Genomic DNA, 20,469 nt, shown 5'->3' with positions numbered 1-20,469 from the left:
AATCGCAGTTGTGATTCGGTCTGTTTGTCATTTATTAATGATTCATGTGTGTCTCATTTTCCATGCCGTTACTATTCATACTATCCTTTTGCTGACCGGAACCGGCACTCCCATGTCCACCGTGTCCCATACCGCCTTCACTCTCAATTTCAATCAGATGATCAAGGTCACCCTGCTGCTCATCCGATATCCAGTCGGCACCGCCTGCGATATACATATGGTTATACGGACCTTCTGTCGGCTCCTTCTTAAAGAACGGCTTCAATTCTTTCAGATAGGCAAGCAGCGGCTCAGGTGCTTTTTCTTTGTCCGTCAAAAGCAGTGGTGCGTGCTTACCCCGATGCGCGAAAGGAAGTGCAGGCAGCGAATGCTCCACCTGTTCGGTACCAGCGAGCACCAATCCGTGACCGGGCCGTGTAATGCCCCAGCCAAAGCCGGTTTTCTTATCTTTATATTTGGCAAATGCAATCGCGTTTGTAACCGGGTCTTGACCGGAGATGCGGACAACCTGTCCATATTTTCCAAGCTCAGCCTCCACCTGCTTACCAATTGCTTCTTCCGGCCCTACCAGATAGATATTGGCTTTGCCGTTTCGCTTGGCCAACGCAGCCTTCGTATCTTCGGACAGCTTATCTTTTGTTACATACAATAACGGCTCTGGCATGTGAGAGATCCAGCTTCCCACCGGTGCAGCGAATGCTGGTTTTTCAGATGTTGTAACCACCACAGACTGCGGAAGTTCTCCGCTGACGGATGCATAATACGCATCAATCGCCGCAGCAAATGCCTCCGGTGTTCCGCTCTTTATATCCTTAAGCTTAAAGCCTGCATCCGTCAACTTCTTTGTGGTGTTGCTGTCCATTCCCATCGCAATAATTTGTGTCCCATCCTCAGCACCTTTCGGATTAAGGCGCTTGATTTCATTGAACACTGCCTCAGATAGGTTCGCTTTATCCGTCACCAGAAGCGGACCATCACTTGGATGATGCACCAGATCAAGCCCGGCAAGCTGCACCTGCCAATTATCGGAAGGTGAGAGAAGCACTACATTCGGCTTGGTACCCTGCTCGGTCGCCGGCCAGATCATCCGAGATGTAGATAAGGCAATCTCTTCTGCATGACTGCCCATTATACGTGTCGTATTCTTCGTTGCGACTACACCTTCACTCGCATTCGTCCTCCCAGCTTCCGTGCTGCTTTGCGTCTGCTTCGAAGACTCGGGTGTTTGCGGTTGCTCTCCACTCGCTCCGCAGCCGGATAGAAGAAGACCTGCTGTTAGTACAGTGACTCCGCTCCATTTTGTAAAGTTCTTTATTCTCATATTTTATCGATCCTCCTTATTTCATAATCGTGCATACAATTCTATACATACCTATACCATCTATTTGTGAAGAAAATGTGATGGCACTTATTTCTCAAGCGGAAGCATCACATAAAATGTGGCTCCTTCTCCTTGTACACTGTGTACGGTAAGCTTTCCGCCATGTTTATCTACAATTTCCTTGCTAATGGATAGACCCAACCCTGCTCCTCCTGTAGATTCGGAACGTGATTTCTCTACACGGTAGAGCCGTTCCATCACATAAGGCACATCTTCTTTTGGGATGCCTGGCCCCGTATCTTTGATTTCTACTACACCATACATATCTTCTTGTCGCACACGGATGAATATTGTACTGTTAACGGACGTATACCGCCGAGCATTCTCTAGAATATTAAGCAGAACCTGTCCAATTCGCTGTCGGTCTCCCCAGACATATAACGGAGTATCGGATGGTTGATATTCAAGATAAATCCCCTTCTCATCCATTCGCACCTCCACCAGTGATAACGCTTCGGTTACGATCTCTTCAAGCGAAAGGCGTTCCATATGAAATGACAATCTCCCCTGCTCCATACGCGCCAAATCAAACAAATCATTCACCAGTCGCTGCAATCGGCCACTCTGTTCATGAATCATCCGAGCGGCATATTCTTGGTCTGCACCGCTCTTCTCCGCCTGCATAAGAATATCCGAATATCCCTTAAGATACGTTAGCGGCGTGCGTAGTTCATGCCCAATGTTAGCGAGAAATTCATTGCGCTGATCCTGATAAAAGCGAATCTGCTCTACCATATCGTTAATCGAAGCTTTCAGCTGGGATACCTCGTCTCCGCCCCGCACCGACAGCTTAATTGTATAATTACCACGTGCAATTTCGCGCGTTGCCCGCTTCATCTCTACTAGCGGACGTACAATCATTCGGGAGATAATAAAGGAAATGCCAGCTACCACAAAAATCGTCACAGCCCCTGTAATAAACAGCATACTGCGCAAAATCCCCACCGCATCTCTCATCGGTGCGGTAGACCGAAACATAACAACCGTGCCAACCTCCTCCCCATTCTGGCGGACAGGATGGTCAAATACGAGAAAGGGCCGAGTATCCCATTCCTTTTCTATATCCGTTCTCCATCCATGCTTCTGTGCTTCCACTTTTGTTAGATACGAGGTATGCACCGGCGTAAGCGGGCTTGAACTCGCAAGAACTTTATTATGTTGATCAAGCACAACCACCATCTGATCGGGATGCTGTTCCATACGAATCACATGATTAATTGTCATCGCCTCAAAGTGGTCGCTCAATACGTTCGCATGGCTTTGTGTCTGATGGACAACCTCTTCTTTAATATGCGATAAATAGAATGAAAGAAAAAAAGAGTAAAGGATACCGCCAAGCGAAAGGATGATCAAAAGAAATACAGCCAATAACAGAAAACCAAGCTTCATAGCGACACGGTTCTGAAAGGGCGGCAGCAGAGCGTTTCGTTTCATTGGATTTTATAGCCGACCCCCCATACCGTTTTGATTAGCTCGTGAGCAGGCGCGCCTGCAACCCGCAGCTTTTCACGCAAATTTTTAATATGAGTATCCACGGTACGGTAATCCTCGATATTTTGATTGGTCCACACAAGGGCAAGCAGATGATCTCTGCTGAACACCTGCCCCGGATGCTTTACCAATATGTATAGCAGCTCATATTCTCTTCGGGTCAGCGGAAGCGCTTGTCCATGATAAAACGCCTCATAATTCTCACTATCTAACGTGATCTCTTTATACGCAATAGCATGAGTGCCTGTATTTCGCGTGTGCTTCTCGAGTCGCTCTTCTCTTCTTAGAATTGCTCCCACTCTTGCTAACAATTCCTCTTTCTCGAACGGTTTCGTAATATAATCATCCGCCCCAATGGTGAGACCTTTTACTTTATCACTCACTTCATCCCTGGCTGTTAGCATAATAACAGGAACAGTGCTAAACTCCCGCATCTGCTCACACACACGAAATCCCGATATGCCTGGCATCATCAAATCAAGCAAGACAAGCGAGTAGCTTTTATCACGAAGAGCAGCAAGCGCTTCTTCTCCGGAAGAAACCTCCTCTGTCTGATAACCTGCACTACGTAGATAGAGCGCGAGAAGATTCCGCATCGGCTGCTCATCATCGACAAGCAAAATCATTCCCTTCTCCTTCTCCTTCATCTCCTTCTCCCACCTTCCTTTTTTCCATCCGTTCATCACTTCTAATAGTAAAGCAAGAAACCTTGAAGAAAGTGTGAAGATTATATGCAATGAAAAAGCTCCTGCAAGGGATTTCCGCAGGAGCTTTTCAGACATACGGGAAAGGCAGGTTATGCGGACATTTTTCGGCATGCTTCTGCGCACTTGCGGCACGCTTCTGCACACTTTTGACAGTGATCGTGCGTATGCTTGGCACATTCCTCAGCACACGCTTCACAGATTTCGGCGCATAATGCACAAATTTGTTTTGCAAACGGGCTTTGCGTTGCCATATACTGTGCCGCTAATGCGCAAATATCCGCGCAATCCCGGTCAAGCTGAATGCATTTTCTCATCATCCCAATGTCTTCTTCTTGTAAGCAGGCTCCGTAACAAGTATTGCATGCCTCCATGCATGCCATACATTCTGCAATGCACTCTTGCATTTGCGCTGTTGTCATCGTTTTATTTCCTCCTTATGTTATAACGTTGAACACAGTATTACTATTACCCCTGCCCGTTTTGCTAAAATCATTCTCTCGCTCCATATTTTCTTCACATTTTCAAACAGCTTATTTCGCTGCCTCGATCGCCTGCACCAATTTTTGCTCAATATTCTCAGCGATTTCCTTTAGTGCCGGGTGATCGACAAGCTCCATTAGCACGGTCGGTTTTGGCATACCAATCTTAGTTGTATCCCCATCCTGATACACCGTAATTTTGCATGGGAGAAAGTAACCTACCCTTTTATCCTGCTCAAGTACACGTTTTGCTTCTACTGGATTGCAGACTTCAAGAATGCGGTAGGGTGTTGAGAATTCTACCCCCTTCTCCGCCAGCTTCGATGGAATATCCAACTGCCATAAAACTCCGAACTTGTGTCCCTGCAGGCTCTGCTCCAATGCGCTGACCGCTTCTTCTACTGACTTTTTCGTCTCCGTTGTATAATGGAACATCGTATCTCTCCTCATAATATTTTTACATGCTTACTATACCCTAGTGCGTATATAATTAAACGCTGCAGCTTGTTAAGCGGAATCCACAAAGCCAAAAAAAGAAGAAAAAAGGTGTCCTTCTTTCTTCTCTGCGTTCTTTTGTTTTATATAGGAGATAGGCTCTCCCCTACTCTTTGACGCGCAGCAATCGCAATGCATTGACTGTAACGAGCAGCGTCGCGCCCATATCTGCAAAGATCGCAATCCAGAGCGTCAGCCAACCGGGTACCACTAGAATGAGTGCTGCAAGCTTAATTCCAAGGGCAAATGTGATATTTTGCTTGATAATCGCAAGGGCTCTGCGGCTAAGCTTGATGGTAAACGGAAGCTTCTCTACATCATCCGCCATCAAGGCAATATCGGCGGTCTCAAGCGCTGTATCCGTACCAGCTCCTCCCATGGCAATCCCCACCGTTGCAGCGGCCAGGGCAGGTGCGTCATTAACTCCATCACCGATCATCGCTACTTTTTCACCTGATGCTTTCATTTGTTTGATGACGGCAAGCTTATCCTGCGGCAGAAGCTCGGCCTGTACTTCATGGATTCCTAGCTCAGTCCCAATCACCTCTGCTGTCGCCTGATTATCACCGGTGAGCATGATCGTCTTTTTAATGCCCATGGCATGAAGCTTGCGCAGGGCTTCTTTGCTGCTTGCGCGCACTTCATCCGCCGCTGCAATCAGTAAAAGAGCCTGCTCGGCGGTACCTAGGATCATGACTGTTTTCCCCTGCTTCTGCAACGCATCGACTATCGGCTGCACATCCTTCATCTTAGCTGCAGGAAGCAGCTCGACAAACCAACGCGGACTGCCCATATAATACACAACTTCATTTATTTTGGCGGTAATTCCTTTACCTGTAACAGAAGAAAACGCTGCAACATCCAAACGTTCAAATGAACAGCGCATCTCAGTTGCCTTACGGACAATCGCCGACGCAAGCGGATGCTTAGAACCTGTTTCCATAGCGGCTGCAATCGCCACCAGTTCGTCTTCTTTATGCTGTTCGCCCTGCAATGCGATCATATCCGTTACAGCCGGTATTCCTCTTGTCAGCGTTCCTGTTTTATCAAAAGCCATCACCGACAGGGAACCCGCTTCCTCTAAATGCACGCCTCCCTTAATCAACACACCGTTACGGGCGGCGCTGCCAATTGCGGTAACGATGGCAACCGGTGTAGAGACAACCAATGCACAAGGGCAGCCTACAACAAGCACGGCAAGCCCTTCATAGATCCATACATCCCATGCTCCGCCAAATAAAAGCGGTGGTACAACAGCGACCCCAAAAGCAAACAGCATAATGGCTGGGGTATAGTACTTGGCGAAGCGATCAACAAAGGCTTGTGAAGGTGCGCGCTCTGCCTGCGCTTCCTCTACAAGGTGAAAGATCTTGGCAAGCGTCGTATCTTCTGCCGCTTTCGTAACCTTAACTTCAAGCAAACCTTCTTCATTTAATGTTCCCGCAAACACCTCATCGCCAACCGTTTTTGCAACCGGGATGGATTCTCCTGTAATGGGAGCCTGATTAACAGATGATATGCCTCTCACTACCTCTCCATCCATCGCCAGCTTCTCCCCCGGCTTAACAATCATCAGATCCCCGATCAAAATATCATCTACCGAAACCTGTATATCCTTCCCATTGCGGCGTACGGTTGCTTCTTTTGGCGCGGCATCCATAAGGGAAGTGATCGAGCGACGCGCCTTATCCATCGAGTACGATTCCAGCGCTTCACTGATGGCAAACAAAAAGACCACCATCGCCCCTTCGCCCCATTCCCCAATAGCCGCTGCACCAATAATGGCAATGGTCATCAGCGTGTTCATATCAAACTGAAGGGCAAATAAATTCCGCAGACCTTTAATAAACAGCGTATACCCGCCGATCAGAATCGAAGTGCCGTACAAAAGCACAGGAAGCCAGCTACCCTCCCCATACTTTCCACTTACAGCCCAGGCGATTACAAGAAGCACAGCAGCGATGGCAGTACGAATGTTCGATGGCTTTTTCCAGAACGGCTCCCTCGCCAACACCATCCGTTGCGCCTCCGGAACAAGACGCAAATTCTCAAATGAACCAGCCTGCTCTAACTGCTCAAGTGTCACCTCTCCTTCCACCGCAATTTTTGCAGCACCGAAGTTCACTTTTGCATCGGTGACACCTGGAAGTTCCTTAACTTTACGCTCGAATTGAGCCGCACAACCTGCACATGTAAAGCCCTGAACACGATACGTATGTTTAGCTTGAGCATGCTCCGTCATGACGGGGTCACCTCTCCTCTTTGCAGAAAAACTAGCCCAACGAGCTGTCTGATTTGCTCATCGTGCAGGGAATAGAAGACGAGCTTTCCTTCTTTTCTATGACGGGCTAATCCCATCGCGCGCAGAAGCCTTAGGTGATGAGAGGCCGCTGCCATCGTAGAACCAATAATATTAGCTACATCACATACGCAAAGCTCCGGCTCCTGACAGAGCGCATACACAATCCGCAAGCGCGTATCATCAGATAATGCTTTAAACAGCTGAGCAACCGGGGCGCTCTCTATGTCAGATAGCATTCCTTGTATACGCTGAACCTTCTCCTCGTCATAACAAAAAATCTCACAGCAATCCTCCTGCTTCATATGCTCATCTCTCCCCTATATAATCAAATCATGATTTGATTATTATTCTACAAAATAGTATACAAACAATCAAATGATTATGTGAATGAAAACAAAAAAACAAGCAGTCTCCTGATCTCCAGAAGACTGCTTGCATGTCCTAGTAACCAAAGTCGGTTATGAGCATCTAGAAAGGGATGATGGCGAATTGTTCCCTTTCGCCAACCAGTATAGTTGATAATCATGAACAAATTATTTTGAGAACATTACATCTTTATTACAACCATTCAGCTATATAGGTCCTTCGTATCGGACATAGTTTGTTTATATTTCCATCATATTCTCGCCACATTATTTTGCTATCTTTTTCTTGTTTACGTTTATATACAGAAATTTTGTAAGTATACAATATAGGTGGTAGAGATATGAAGAAAAAAATCGGTGCATCATTTCTTGCACTCTCTTTGTTAGCCGGAGGGATAAGCCCGGCGGCTTTTGCAGATAACGGAGCAGATCGCTTAGAACAGAAGAAAAACAACTCGGAAAAACAAGCCAAAAACGCGAAAGACGCATTGCAGGATGTCAGACAGCAAAAAAAGAGCAATGAAGAAATGCTTTTCACATTAGAAAGGCAAATCAGCAATCTCGAAGCGGAATTACATACATTGCAAACACAAATTCATACGACTTCTGCTGGGGCAGAACAGGCAAAGAAAGAGTATGAGGCAGCCGCTTTGCGAGTGGAGAAGCGGGATACTCTTCTAAAGAACCGGGTGCGAGCCATGTATGAAGCAAATGACATAACCTATCTCGATGTACTGCTTAACGCTGAGGATTTTGGCGATCTAATCGAACGCTACAGTTTCCTTAAACTGATCGGGGAACAAGACGCACAGATTCTTGCAGATAATAAACGTGACCGAAATATTATTAAGCAGAAAAAAGAAGAGATTGAGCAAAAACTAAAAAACCTAACCCAGATGCAAGCAACCAAAAAAGAACTTAGCACATCCATGCAGGCACAAAAAGAAGAGAGGGAACAGGTCATAGCGGAACTGGAGAAAAAAGAGGTGCATTTAGAAGATACAGCGGAAAGCCATATGCAGGAAGCAGCTCACCTCTCAGAAGAGCTGCGCAAAAAGATGGAACAATCGCTGCCTGCCGGGACAGAAGGACAAGGCAGCGGCGAGTTCACGTGGCCCGTTCCTTCTGTACATGCTATAACCTCTCCGTTCGGTATGCGTATTCATCCGATCACAGGAAAGCGAAAGCTACATAACGGGCTTGATATCGGTGCTCCACAGGGTACACCCATTGTGGCAGCCGGCAGCGGCCAAGTTGTATTCGCAGGAAAGATGAACGGTTATGGCAATACGGTAATCATCGCTCATGGTGATGGAAAAAGCACACAGTATGCACATATTCGTGATGGAGGGATTAAAGTGTCGGCAGGGCAAGCCGTTACAGCCGGACAGCATATTGCTGAAGTAGGGTCAACAGGAAATTCTACCGGGCCGCACCTTCATTTCATCGTATATGAACAAGGACAAACAGTGAATCCTATCTCTTATGTACGCTAAAAAGTAACGGGGCTGTCCGAAAAGGGCAAATTCCCTCCAATTTAAAAATCAAGAACACTGATACATCAACGTTCTTGAACATAAAAAGGGGCGTCCAAAAGTCAAAAAATCGACTTTCTGGACAGCCCCATTTTTTGTTAGACGACGTCGTATCCTTGCTCTTCAATGGCTTCTTTGATCGCATCGACAGACACTTTGTTCTCATCGAATTCAACCTGTACCGTCTTCGCTTCTAGATTCACCTTACCAGCTGCACCAATTTCCTTAAGCGCGCCTTCTACTGATTTTACACAATGCCCGCAGGACATTCCTTCTACTTTCAATGTTACGTTTTGCATCTACAATCCCTCCATTATTTCATTAATTTATTCATCGTTTTCAGCAGTTCATCTAGCACCTCATGATCGCCTTCTTGAATGCGTTCAATAACGCAGCTTTTCATATGACCTTCTAACAAGAGTTTACCCACTGAATTCAACGCTGATTGTACAGCGGCAATCTGATTGAGGATATCATCACAATATACGTCTTTCTCTACCATACCTTTGATGCCTCGAATCTGCCCTTCAATCCGGTTCAGACGAGAGGTTAGGTTGTTCTTCATCTTCTCGGAATGATGGCTTGTGCGATCACAATGCTGAGGCACGTCTTCATCCATAGGCTGTTCAATTGTAGGCTCCATCGCTTCACCTCCTTATCAGAATCTCTTCATGTTATAACTTCACCCGCTGCAAACGCAGCGCATTCAGCACGACAGAGACTGAACTGAGCGCCATTGCCGCTCCTGCAACCCATGGTGCCAAAAATCCCGCAGCGGCAATCGGAATTCCGAGTGAATTATAAGCAAGCGCCCAGAACAAATTCTGTTTAATATTGGCCATGGTCTTGCGGCTCATATAAATGGCGTCTGCGATGCTTGTTAAATCACCACGCATCAGCGTAATATCCCCGGCTTCCATGGCTACATCTGTACCCGTACCCATCGCAATACCGATATCTGCAACAGCGAGTGCAGGGGCGTCATTAATTCCATCTCCAGCCATGGCAACCTTGCGCCCTTGGCTTTGCAATTTTTTAACTTCTTCCGCCTTTCCCTCCGGCAGCACTTCGGCAAGCACACGGTCGATGCCTACATCGGCCGCGATAGCTTCTGCTGTACGCTGATTATCACCTGTAATCATGACGACTTCAATGCCTAACTCTTTTAGACGTACAATCGCTTCTTTTGATGTTTCTTTGACCGTATCAGCTACCGCCACCATACCTGCATAACGCCGGTCGATCGCCACAAGCATCGCTGTCTTTCCGTTGCGCTCTAACTCTGCCATCATCTCCAGTGCGTCTGTCATCTGGACCTGATCACGTTCCATCAAGCGGCGCGTTCCGATCACAATCGTTCTTCCTTCTACTACAGCACGAATGCCGTAGCCTGGCACAGCTTCAAACTCCTCCGTACGCACAAGCGAGACACCGCGTTCCTGAATACCACTCACAATTGCCTCAGCCAGCGGATGCTCGGAGTTCTTCTCCGCGCTGCCGACCAGACGCAGGAATTCTTCTTCTTCGATTCCTTCTGTACGTACATCCGTTAATTCCGGTTTTCCTTTTGTCACTGTCCCTGTCTTATCCAATACTACCGTATCGATACGGTGTGCGGCCTCTAGATGTTCACCGCCCTTAAACAAAATCCCCGCTTCTGCTGCGCGTCCGGAACCTGCCATAATAGAAGTCGGCGTCGCAAGTCCTAAGGCACATGGGCAGGCGATGACTAGTACAGCAATCAGCTTCTCTAATGCATTAGCGAAATCACCCGGTGCAACAAAGAAATACCAGATCAGAAATACAAGCACCGCAATACCGACCACAATCGGAACAAAAATGCCAGAAATCCTGTCCGCAACCCGCTGTATCGGCGCTTTAGAGCCCTGAGCTTCTTCAACAACTTTAATAATTTGCGCAAGCGCGGTTTCTTTTCCTACTTTGGTTGCTTTTATTTTCAGTATGCCATTCTTATTAATGGTCGCACCGAACACATGCGCACCTGTCTGCTTCTCTATCGGGATACTCTCTCCTGTCAGCATGGACTCATCTACAGATGACTGTCCTTCTGCAACCTCTCCATCGACCGGAATTTTTTCACCCGGGCGCACGATAATCATATCACCGACTATAACTTCTTCAATCGGAACGACCATCTCTTCCCCGTCTCTGACAACAAGCGCTGTCTTAGCCTGCAAGCCCATCAACGTCTTGATTGCTTCTGATGTACGACCTTTCGCCAACGCTTCAAACAACTTGCCTAATAGAATCAAGGTAATGAGCACTGCACTGGTTTCATAATACATCTCAGCCATATGATGCTGATTTGCCGCCCATTGAATTGTTAGATATACACTATAGAAATAAGCTGCTGATGTACCAAGCGCGACCAGCACATCCATATTCGCACTCTTATTTCGCAGCGCTTTATACGCGCCGACATAGAATTGGCTGCCGATAATAAATTGCACCGGTGTCGCCAGGAGTAGTTGAAACCATGGATTCATGAATAATTCAGGTACGAAAATCCATGAAGTAAACGAGAAGTGTCCTACCATCGACCAGAGCAGCGGCAGCGACAGCAACGCAGAGATGATAAACTTCTGCTTTTGTCTGGTGATTTCTTTTTGGCGATGATCTCCGCTATCCCCTGCCGCATCCTCTTTAAGTGCAGCCTGATAGCCCAGTTTCTCCACCTTACGGATCATATCATCAACCGATACCTCTGATGAACTGTATTCCACATGAGCCGTCTCTAGAGCAAAGTTAACGCTCGCCTGCGATACTCCGGGCATCTTGGCAAGACCCTTTTCGATCCGATTCGCACAGGCGGCACACGTCATGCCGGTAAGCTGAAAATCAATCTGCTCCTTCACTGTACCATAGCCCAGCTTTTCAATTTTCTCTTCCATTTGCGCGGGAGAAACTACATCCGGCTGATAACTCACCGTCGCTCTCTCCAATGCAAAATTTACATTCGCCTCCGATACGCCTTCAAGCTTGCTTAGTCCCTTCTCAATCCTGTTGGCGCAGGCTGCACATGTCATCCCGCTAATTTGAAGCGTCGTTTGTTTTGTATCTGACATTCGTATCGCCTCCTACACTATACCACTGTATAGTATCCTTATTATAAAATAATATACTATTTAGATGCATATGTTTTTTGCTGTTGTTTATATTTTTATACTATACCCCTCTACCCTATATGTCAATGAAAAATTTCCTAACACTTAAAAAATGGGTCAATTTTCTAGACTAAGCAAGGTTGCCTTAAAAACAGTACGCTATTATGGCAAATTAGCCTAGTAAACACAAGAGCTGTTGATCAGGGCTCAAGGTATTGATACCGCACAAGATATTTAATTGATAAAAAAGGGGTATATCCTACGGTTTATAAAACTCTTGTTTGAGAAATTGATAAAGCTTCGAAGTTGCCAGCTTCAGTGGATAATCTGATGTTTTGCAAAGGATGCCGAAAGTCATTTCTATGAGACTTCCGGACATAGTCCGTATGGTTGTTCCATTAGGAACGGTTTTTGTTGCAATCTTTGGTACGAGGGCAATACCTAATCCGCTTTCTACATAATATTTCAAAGCTGTCATACTTCCTATCTCCATCGTATCTACGGAAATGTTCCCCATATCCTGCAAGACTATCTCTAACTTTCTGCGGTACGGACATGTTGCTGAAGTAATAAGCAGACGATATCTCTGTATATCCTCTGGAGCAACGACAGCTTTTTGAGCAAGTGGATGGTTCTCCGGCATCAAGACCACAAACTCTTCCTTAAATAAAGGTTCAAAATAAAGAGCATCGCCCAATTCAGGCACTGAGCAGAGAGCTATATCAATATCACCTTTAAGAAGTCGTCCACTCAGCGTTGACGTATTTGTAATGTCCACGGAGATACGGATTTTCGGATAGCGGGATAAAAACTTCTTTAAAATAGCAGGTAATCGGTAGCTGGCAGTTGGCTCTGTCACCCCTAAACGAACATTTCCCGCTTCACCCATTTGAAAATTAAACATACTTGTTTGCAGTTGCTCTATATTCTTTATAATTTGTAAACTTTGTTCATAAAATAGTCTTCCCGCTTCTGTTAACCGAATTTTTTTCCCGCGTTCGATCAACTGAATGCCTAAATCCGCTTCAAGTTTTTGAATTTGCATCGTGACTGTGGACTGAGCATAATTCATTTCTTCAGCTACACGGATAAAACTCCCATAATTCACTAGCAATTGAAACGTTTTTAATAGTTTAAGATCCACTTTAGCACTTCCATTCCACAGTTCAAAAATTTTGAATGAAAACTTTAATTAATTCAATTATACAAATTTAGATTAGCAGTATACAATTTCTTATATCAAGAGCAACAGAAGGAGATGGATGATATGCGTTTAAAAAATAAAGTGACTCTCGTTACCGGCGGCGGTACTGGAATTGGCAGAGCTACATGCCTGGCCTTGGCTGAGCGAGGGGCATCTATTGCAGTAAACTACTCTCATTCTAAAGCCGATGCAGAGAAAACGGCACAAATCATCAATGACGAAGGCGGACGCGCAATAACCATCCAAGCCGATGTTTCTCAAGACAAGGAAGTTAGGAAGATGGTCGATACCATAGTGCAGCAATTCGGGACTGTAGATTTACTAGTAAATAACTCCAGTATTACGCGATACATTTCATTTGATGATTTAGAAGCGGTAACGGAGGAAGTCTGGGATGAACTTTATAATGTTAATGTCAAAGGAATGTTTTACTGCGCGCGAGCCGTTGCTCCTTTTATGAAAAGTAATAAACAAGGAGCAATAGTCAATCTCGGCAGTATAGCGGGACAAACGGGATTAGGATCTTCTCTTCCATACGCCGTATCCAAAGCGGCCATTCATGGTCTTACTAAGTCGTTAGCACATGCTCTAGCTCCAGACATCAGAGTCTGTTGTGTTGTACCGGGAGCCGTTGCAACAAGATGGTGGACTGGAAGGGAAGAAGAAATGAAGAGATTAGCTCCTAAGCTTCTGTTGCAACGTATTTCAACACCCGAAGATATTGCACAATGTATCTGCGCTGTCTTGGAACAAGAAGCAATGACAGGACAAATCATTACGGTGGATAGCGGACAAACGTTGTAACGAAGATGGAGGGCGTTAGAGTAACTCCACTACTACACTCTCCATTTTATGATCATTTGTGGTACGGTTCCCCGCAATAGAACAATACACAAAGTTATATAAAACAGATATTATATAGCTTTAGGCTGTCAAGAAAATTTCGACAGCCTAAGACATTCAATCTGAATGGCTATTTCCACCTTTACATTCTGTAAATTATCAGGCGTACATCAGGTTCTTACTTCACCTCAATGATGAATTCAGCAAAAAATGCTTCATCAAGATAAACTTTTACTTTCCATAACCCTGCACGCGGAAGCGAGACATTCGAAGGCATCGTTGCATGTGAGCCATTAACGAGCGTATCACTATATGTAACTCTAGGTTCCGTCATGTACTTCCCTAAAGGATCTGCCTCTTCTCCTGTATCTTTGTGAATCGCTACAACTTTCAACTTCTTATCCTGTAATTCTTCTTTCTTTCCCCAAAAATGCCACAACCATTTCGGAGGAAGATCTGGGAATTTTGTATCGATATCGTTACCAATGATGCCAACTCTCCCTAGCACACGTATTCGCTGCCGCAATCAATGCATCCTGTGAACCGTTGGCAACCGCCTTCCAGAATGCCTGGACAAATTTTAGATTCACAAGACAGCAAAGCGCTATACCAATAACTAACGAAGCAAGAGCAACAAGTAATCCAATCATACTAAGCAATCAACCCACCTCCAAGTAAGTAATAGTAAGACAGTCAATCCAACATCTGTGTGCTACTTTACGCTCTTATGTTAAATAAAAACGTTATGTATTACTTTTATGGCAACAAAATATTCTAAATATTTTAACATAAATATGTATTTTTTTCTCTTTTTAACAAAAAAAGCCGCCCCTACGAGGCAGCTTTCTATTTCCCACAAACCGGGTTTTCTTATTCTTCGGACGGCATATGTACCGTTTTGTCCGAGGGAGCGGGCGAAATCACAGGCAGCGGAGAAGAAGCAGAGGCAGTTGAAGGACTGCTTTTCTTTTCTGTCAGGTTTTTTACAAGCTGCTCCAGATCAATTCCTGATACGTCCTTTACCATCTGCGGCGCCGTCGCCATCAATGAGGTAACATACTTGCTGACGCGTGTTGCCCCATCGCCTGTTCCTGTATCGACTACCGTTACCTTCTCAATGTTGCCCATTGGCTCTGCGATCTTGCTCGCAAGCTCAGGCAGCATCTTCACGATAATATCAAGCACCGCCGAATCCCGCAAGCCCACCGATAAGCACCAGCGGCCGCAGCGCATGACCGATATCTACATGCAAGAAATCAAGCAATCCATCCACAACATGATCAACCACCTCACCAAGCAGTACGGTCAGCAGCGCAAATACCACACCAATAATCAGACATATCCAGTAAAGTTCAAGCATCCCTCCCACCCCTTTTCACTTGGAATTTTATGCCTATGTATACGAATTTTACATGTTATAAGTTTAAAAAATTCCCATTTTTCTTTCGTTTATTCAACTAACTACCATGACAGCATACAATATCTGCATATTTTTTAGGACAAGCTCATACACTGAGAACAGGAGGTGCGTACATGAATCGCTTGTTATTTCTATTGCTTGGGATTGTAGTAATGCTTGGATTCACCGGATGCGAAACGCTAGAAAAGCAGACTACAGCCCCCACCATTTCCAAAAGCGCTGCGCTAGAGCCAAATGACCGTACGACTCTTACAGCACTCACCACCTCTGTCACCAAAGCGCAAACGATCGCAAATGAATTGGAATGGCTGCTTGAAGAGATGCAGCACAATGACGAGCTGCATGAAGCGCTAGAGAGCATACATACGGCACGCCGTGAAATGCTTCTTCTATGGAATGTTGTACATAACGAACTCCATCCCTCACAGGATGGTCTCCGTAAGCAAAAAGCAGAATTCGAAGCCGTGCTTATGTCGTACCGCAAAGGATTAACCGTACTGCTTGCAGGCATGGAAAAAGCGGAAGCCAAGCAGGTGCTTGAAGGCGTTGAACAGCTAACCAAAGCAAAGCAAAACCTTGAGCGCTTCTCCATAAACTAAGCACAGCTCCTTCAATAAAAAACGGAGTAGCCATCATGCCACTCCGTCTTCTCTATTTGTTGCTATACCTTCATCTCATGAATCAGCGCTTGCATAGCATCTCTCATCTCCGCCTGCGGCAGATGAATCCGATTACCGTGTCCCGGCAGTACCCATTCGAATGCTTCTTCGGCTAATCTCACCATCGATTCACTCTGTCTTCTCCACGAATACCAGCAATGTTCTTTATGAGCATCCAGCTTTTGCGTATCCCGATTCCAGGATAGATGATCACCTGAGAAAAGAAACCTATCCTTATATAACAACACAATATGCCCAGCAGTATGACCCGGTACAGGAATAATCTCAAAGCCAGGTTGCCATTCTATAGGCTCTTTTCCTTTAATAATATGCTCGGCTTCAGGCTGTGCATCCTTCTCGGCTTCGTGAATGATTCGCTCAGCACCGAAGTGGCGGGCATATTGCTCCGCATCGGCTACATCATCCTGATGAGTTAAAAAAACATAGCGCACCCCGCCCATCTCCCCGAGCTTCTTTGCCAGAGAGGGAACATAGCGCGGCGCATCAATAAGCCAATTCCCATCCGGATGTACAAGGAAATAGCTGCTTGCGCCAAACGACTCGCGAGATGTGTATCCGCAGTAATATATCTGATCAGCTAAGTGCAACGGAAATTCCTCGATCGCATCTTTTAGCCCCTCTTTATCTTCGCTTCCAATCGCTCCTGTTGGACAAGCAAGCAGCGCATGAAAGGCTCGCCGCTTCTCATCTTGATCTTCCGGTTGACAGGTAACAGCGGAATAGCGTCCTACTTGTGAAAATACGCTTGGAGCCAATTGACGGCACGTATCGCAATTAATACAAGCAGCGTTCACATAAAAATCCCCTTCCACATTCGTACCAAGACGTTCGGCTCTGCTCATGCACATGCTCTCCCTTCAGGGTTAAAATCACGTTCACTTACCATCATACCCGAAATTTTCCTTTTTTCCATCAATAAAAAAGAGCGACCTTTTTGTAAGGCCGCCCTCTCTATCGTTCTATCCCTATACACTAGATTGCATGCAGTTCGAGTTCATCTTCCTTGTCATCACGATTGAATGCTTCACGATCAAACTCGCCTTCAGAGTTGGCGATAATGAGTGAGGACACCGTAGTTCCGGTAGCATTCACAGTCGTTCGTGCCATATCGATAATGGCATCGACGCCAAGCACAATAGCCATCCCTTCAAGCGGAAGCCCCATTGTGGTCAATACGACCGTTGTCGAAATGGACGCAGGGCCGGGCACTCCGGCTACCCCTACAGAAGCGACGGTCGCAGTTGCAATCAGCAGAATATAATCCATAATCCCAAGCTCGATTCCAAATACACGGGCTACAAAAATAGCAACAATAGCCGGATAGAGGCCGCCGCATCCATTCATGTTAATGGTTGCGCCAAGCGGTGCTACAAAGCTGGCGATTTTATCGGATACCTTAACCCGCTTTTTAATTACTTCTAGATTTACCGGCAGCGTAGCATAGCTGCTGCGGGTCGTAAAAGCTACGACCATTACCGGATAAATCTTTTTGAAGAAGCGAAGCGGATTCACTCGTGCTACAAATGCAAGCAGACCGCCGTATGTCAGCACCATATGCAGAATGCATGCAATATATACAGCGATAATCACCTTGCCAAGCGGAAGCAGAGCCGCAAGTCCGTATTTGGCAGCTACAGCCGTCATCAGACCAAATACACCGTATGGAGTAAGTTTAATAACCATTTTTATAACACGGAACATGATGATCATTGCGCCGTTAATAAAATCTTTAACCGGCTTTATCGCTTCCGGCTTGCGGGCTCCTTCTACTGCTAGGGCTACCGCAACAAAGGTCGTAAAAATAATAACCGGTACAACCTTTCCCTCCGCCATTTCATTAATCGGGTTTGAAGGAACCAGATCAAGCAGGACATCTTTAAAAGCCGGAATTTCCCTTGCTTCAAATGACGCATCCTTTGTAAACTGAATGCCCGCCCCCGGGTCCATGACAAGGGCGACGCCTAAACCAATCGTAGCGGCGATAGCTGTAGTAGCTAAGAACAAGCTCACTGTTTTTATGCCTATTTTCTTTAATTGTCCAGGATCAGATAGCTTCGTTACGCTCGATACAATAGATAAAATGACCAGCGGCATAACGACCATTTTGATCAAGCTGACATATATTTGTCCGATCACACCGACACTCTCAGCATCAGGTCCAAAAATCGCACCCAATCCTACACCAAGTAGCATAGCAAGCATGACTCGATTGCCGAAGCTCACTTTCTTCTTAGCCAAATAATACAGCAGCACAAGAAGAAGCGCTGCGATCGCTAAACTTATATACACCATGGTTCCCCCCTGTATGTTTTTCTTATAGGTATACGGAAGTTTTATGCTAATTTGTCAGCATCACCAACATAACCTTTAATTCTTACCTGTTAACAAGGTATTACTCTACTCCTTTTTTTGTGTACTGTCAATAAAAAACAAGAAGTCATTCGGCAGTTGATCCGAATGACTTCTTGTCTATTCCTGCACAAAGTCTTCTGCCCGAAGCTCCATCAAGATCTCTCGATTTACCTGATGTGCCGCATGCTCCGTTACAATTCGAATGGCCTGCTGACGAATTGCCTTCTCAATCATATTGCGTACAAAACGAGCATTACTGAAATGTTCCGTACCGTTTTCCTGTATGCTTATGAGCTGCTTTCGCACAAGAGAGCGGGCTTCCTGCGATAGAAAATAGGCCTGATCCTGGCACATCGTATCGGCTATATCAAGCAGTTGATGCATCGTGTAATCAGGGAAATCAAGTTTGATTGGGAACCGGGACGGCAAACCGGGGTTCGATGCGAGGAAATAATCCATCTCCTCATTATATCCCGCCAGAATGACAATAAGTTGTTTGCGGTCATCTTCTAAGCTTTTGATAAGTGTATCAATACATTCTTTGCCAAAGTCTTTTTCTCCACCGCGTACCAGTGAATACGCTTCATCAATGAATAATACACCGCCCAACGCTTTTTTGATAATATCACGCGTTTTCGATGCAGTATGACCGATATATTCACCCACCAGATCCGCGCGCTCTACCTCTACTAGATGCCCCTTCTCAAGCACGCCCATGTCCTTGAATAGCTTCCCGAGAATGCGGGCTACCGTCGTCTTGCCTGTACCCGGATTGCCGCGAAATACCATATGAAACATGTGAGGAGCATTGAACAACCCTTGTTCTTCTCTTAGCTTTCGAATCGTCAGAAATGCATACACTTCATACACCAGTTTTTTGACTTCGTCAAGTCCAACCAGACTCTCCAGCTCTTTTAATGCGCCGGATTCCCGTTCAAGGGACTTCTCCATACGCGAGCTAATGATTTGTTCACGGCTCTGCAGCCTTTGATTTTCATTATGAAATACTACTTTAATCTGATTACCGGTGGTAGTCTGACCTGTCGCCTTCATTCTCTCACCCCGAATCGCTTCAGCGTTCCGTACTTTTCTTTTCTTCTTCCCCAACCACCCTTACAGAGCGGGTAATTGAGCGGGGACGCGCTTATTTGTGCATTTCTATTACTGTATGTGCCAAAATTAAAAATTAGTCGAAAACAAGAGAAGGCAAAACGAACTTGTATATATTACCATGTTTTTCACTCGGAATTATGTGTTACGATGAAACACGTTACGGCACATGCCGCATTTTATACAACAGGAGTGATGATATGAAGAAAATACTCGCAGCATCCTTACTGTGCACGTCCATGTTCGGTGCAAGCTTCTCTGTAACGGAGGCAGCGGCAGCTCCATGCCCAACTCCACAAGTCGTAAAAGGCGTTCTGCAAAGTGGAAATGTAAATCAAGGCAACCTGCAAAACGTCATTGATCAATATCTCAAACAATGTCAACAAGCAGGCATGAAGCCTGATATGCAGCAATTGAAGCAGCAGTGTCAACAGGCTGGATTCAACCTTACTGTACAACCAGGACAAAAACCTGAGGTAGAGAAGCAAACACAGCCAAAGCCACAACCTAATCAAGCAAACGCTCCTACGCAAGCTCAAGCACCTGTAGCAAAACCTTCTACAACTGAGGGCCTGACAGCCGATGAAAAACAGATGCTTGACCTTGTCAACCAGGAACGCACAAAGCAGGGCCTTGCACCTCTGAAAGTAAACATGGAGGTACAAAAGCTTGCGCGTATGAAAGCCAAGGATATGATTGATAAAAATTATTTCAGCCATCAATCGCCAACATACGGCTCACCGTTTGATATGATGAATCGCTACGGTGTAGACTACCGTACAGCCGGTGAGAATATTGCCGGTAACTCATCCGTACAAGGGGCGCACACTTCCCTGATGAATTCTGACGGACACCGCAAAAACATCCTCAACTCAGCCTTTACAGAAGTTGGGATCGGCATTGTGGACGGCGGCCCGTACGGCAAGATGTTCGTGCAAATGTTCAAAGGATAAGATTATTTCTAAAGCAGCAAAGCCAGA

General features: G+C 45.7%; 21 protein-coding genes and 1 pseudogene. 4 read left to right on the top strand and 18 right to left on the bottom strand.

The window, feature by feature from the left end; all coding sequences use genetic code 11:
* Positions 1 to 34: 34 nt before the first annotated feature.
* The 7 genes from AB3351_RS09035 to AB3351_RS09005 form a co-directional block, all read right to left on the bottom strand.
* The gene (locus tag AB3351_RS09035; protein WP_371146793.1) at positions 35 to 1,321 is read right to left on the bottom strand and encodes a cell wall-binding repeat-containing protein; all 1,287 of its coding nucleotides are present in this window, start codon (positions 1,319 to 1,321) and stop codon (positions 35 to 37) included.
* Positions 1,322 to 1,408: 87 nt separating this feature from the next.
* A complete protein-coding gene (locus AB3351_RS09030) occupies positions 1,409 to 2,815 on the bottom strand; it encodes a sensor histidine kinase (protein ID WP_371146792.1) in 1,407 nt (468 codons plus the stop codon).
* The gene (locus AB3351_RS09025; RefSeq protein WP_371146791.1) at positions 2,812 to 3,609 is read right to left on the bottom strand and encodes a response regulator transcription factor; all 798 of its coding nucleotides are present in this window, start codon (positions 3,607 to 3,609) and stop codon (positions 2,812 to 2,814) included. The genes AB3351_RS09030 and AB3351_RS09025 overlap by 4 nt, the downstream gene beginning before the upstream one ends.
* A gap of 59 nt (positions 3,610 to 3,668) precedes the next feature.
* The gene (locus tag AB3351_RS09020; RefSeq protein ID WP_371146790.1) at positions 3,669 to 3,998 is read right to left on the bottom strand and encodes a four-helix bundle copper-binding protein; all 330 of its coding nucleotides are present in this window, start codon (positions 3,996 to 3,998) and stop codon (positions 3,669 to 3,671) included.
* A gap of 111 nt (positions 3,999 to 4,109) precedes the next feature.
* A complete protein-coding gene (locus AB3351_RS09015) occupies positions 4,110 to 4,493 on the bottom strand; it encodes a DUF302 domain-containing protein (RefSeq protein ID WP_371146789.1) in 384 nt (127 codons plus the stop codon).
* A gap of 166 nt (positions 4,494 to 4,659) precedes the next feature.
* The gene (locus AB3351_RS09010) at positions 4,660 to 6,795 is read right to left on the bottom strand and encodes a heavy metal translocating P-type ATPase (protein WP_371146788.1); all 2,136 of its coding nucleotides are present in this window, start codon (positions 6,793 to 6,795) and stop codon (positions 4,660 to 4,662) included.
* A complete protein-coding gene (locus AB3351_RS09005; protein WP_371146787.1) occupies positions 6,792 to 7,157 on the bottom strand; it encodes an ArsR/SmtB family transcription factor in 366 nt (121 codons plus the stop codon). Before AB3351_RS09005 ends, AB3351_RS09010 begins: the two co-directional genes overlap by 4 nt.
* Positions 7,158 to 7,561: 404 nt before the next feature.
* Here AB3351_RS09005 and AB3351_RS09000 point away from each other — a divergent pair, with 404 nt between their 5' ends.
* Positions 7,562 to 8,716, top strand: a complete 1,155-nt coding sequence (locus tag AB3351_RS09000) for a murein hydrolase activator EnvC family protein (RefSeq protein ID WP_371146786.1) — start codon at positions 7,562 to 7,564, stop codon at positions 8,714 to 8,716.
* A 137-nt stretch (positions 8,717 to 8,853) separates the two neighbouring features.
* Here AB3351_RS09000 and copZ read toward each other — a convergent pair whose 3' ends face one another.
* The 4 genes from copZ to AB3351_RS08980 form a co-directional block, all read right to left on the bottom strand.
* Positions 8,854 to 9,054 (bottom strand): copper chaperone CopZ, encoded by a 201-nt coding sequence (gene copZ, locus AB3351_RS08995; RefSeq protein WP_371146785.1) that lies wholly within the window; start codon positions 9,052 to 9,054, stop codon positions 8,854 to 8,856.
* A 14-nt stretch (positions 9,055 to 9,068) separates the two neighbouring features.
* Positions 9,069 to 9,374, bottom strand: a complete 306-nt coding sequence (locus AB3351_RS08990) for a metal-sensitive transcriptional regulator (RefSeq protein WP_371146854.1) — start codon at positions 9,372 to 9,374, stop codon at positions 9,069 to 9,071.
* Positions 9,375 to 9,429: 55 nt separating this feature from the next.
* Positions 9,430 to 11,841 (bottom strand): heavy metal translocating P-type ATPase, encoded by a 2,412-nt coding sequence (locus AB3351_RS08985; protein WP_371146784.1) that lies wholly within the window; start codon positions 11,839 to 11,841, stop codon positions 9,430 to 9,432.
* A 298-nt stretch (positions 11,842 to 12,139) separates the two neighbouring features.
* Positions 12,140 to 13,024: a LysR family transcriptional regulator gene (locus AB3351_RS08980; RefSeq protein WP_371146783.1), complete on the bottom strand. Its 885-nt coding sequence runs from the start codon at positions 13,022 to 13,024 to the stop codon at positions 12,140 to 12,142.
* Positions 13,025 to 13,147: 123 nt separating this feature from the next.
* On the opposite strand from AB3351_RS08980, the gene AB3351_RS08975 reads away from it, so the two are divergent.
* Complete coding sequence (locus AB3351_RS08975; protein WP_371146782.1) at positions 13,148 to 13,888, top strand: SDR family NAD(P)-dependent oxidoreductase; 741 nt, start codon at positions 13,148 to 13,150, stop codon at positions 13,886 to 13,888.
* A gap of 217 nt (positions 13,889 to 14,105) precedes the next feature.
* Here the strand turns inward: AB3351_RS08975 and AB3351_RS08970 are convergent, their stop codons facing one another.
* The 4 genes and pseudogenes from AB3351_RS08970 to AB3351_RS08955 form a co-directional block, all read right to left on the bottom strand.
* A complete protein-coding gene (locus tag AB3351_RS08970) occupies positions 14,106 to 14,453 on the bottom strand; it encodes a DUF4871 domain-containing protein (RefSeq protein WP_371146781.1) in 348 nt (115 codons plus the stop codon).
* Positions 14,407 to 14,586, bottom strand: coding sequence for a hypothetical protein (locus tag AB3351_RS08965; protein ID WP_371146780.1), 180 nt, complete (start codon positions 14,584 to 14,586; stop codon positions 14,407 to 14,409). The genes AB3351_RS08970 and AB3351_RS08965 overlap by 47 nt, the downstream gene beginning before the upstream one ends.
* Before the next feature lie 211 nt (positions 14,587 to 14,797).
* Positions 14,798 to 15,121 (bottom strand): annotated as a pseudogene (locus tag AB3351_RS08960) (flotillin family protein); the annotation flags it as partial.
* Positions 15,105 to 15,287, bottom strand: coding sequence for a hypothetical protein (locus AB3351_RS08955; RefSeq protein ID WP_371146779.1), 183 nt, complete (start codon positions 15,285 to 15,287; stop codon positions 15,105 to 15,107). The gene AB3351_RS08955 and the pseudogene AB3351_RS08960, both read right to left, overlap by 17 nt.
* Before the next feature lie 173 nt (positions 15,288 to 15,460).
* Between AB3351_RS08955 and AB3351_RS08950 the strand changes: the two genes are divergently transcribed.
* Positions 15,461 to 15,946 carry a hypothetical protein gene (locus AB3351_RS08950; RefSeq protein ID WP_371146778.1) on the top strand — a complete coding sequence of 162 codons (486 nt, stop codon included), beginning with the start codon at positions 15,461 to 15,463 and terminating at the stop codon, positions 15,944 to 15,946.
* Between the two features lie 62 nt (positions 15,947 to 16,008).
* Here AB3351_RS08950 and AB3351_RS08945 read toward each other — a convergent pair whose 3' ends face one another.
* The 3 genes from AB3351_RS08945 to AB3351_RS08935 all read right to left on the bottom strand — a co-directional run bounded on the left by AB3351_RS08945 (position 16,009) and on the right by AB3351_RS08935 (position 19,432).
* Positions 16,009 to 16,869, bottom strand: a complete 861-nt coding sequence (locus tag AB3351_RS08945) for an MBL fold metallo-hydrolase (protein WP_371146777.1) — start codon at positions 16,867 to 16,869, stop codon at positions 16,009 to 16,011.
* Positions 16,870 to 16,999: 130 nt separating this feature from the next.
* Entirely contained in the window at positions 17,000 to 18,319 is a 1,320-nt protein-coding gene (locus tag AB3351_RS08940; RefSeq protein ID WP_371146776.1) for a dicarboxylate/amino acid:cation symporter, read from the bottom strand.
* Between the two features lie 177 nt (positions 18,320 to 18,496).
* On the bottom strand, positions 18,497 to 19,432 hold the full coding sequence (locus AB3351_RS08935; protein WP_371146853.1) for an AAA family ATPase: 936 nt from the start codon (positions 19,430 to 19,432) through the stop codon (positions 18,497 to 18,499).
* Between the two features lie 257 nt (positions 19,433 to 19,689).
* On the opposite strand from AB3351_RS08935, the gene AB3351_RS08930 reads away from it, so the two are divergent.
* Complete coding sequence (locus AB3351_RS08930; protein ID WP_371146775.1) at positions 19,690 to 20,442, top strand: CAP domain-containing protein; 753 nt, start codon at positions 19,690 to 19,692, stop codon at positions 20,440 to 20,442.
* The last annotated feature ends 27 nt before the right edge of the window (positions 20,443 to 20,469 follow it).

Origin of the sequence: Aneurinibacillus sp. REN35 (assembly GCF_041379945.2) — a bacterium.
Classification (GTDB): domain Bacteria; phylum Bacillota; class Bacilli; order Aneurinibacillales; family Aneurinibacillaceae; genus Aneurinibacillus.
This window is presented reverse-complemented; position numbering and strand designations above follow the sequence as displayed.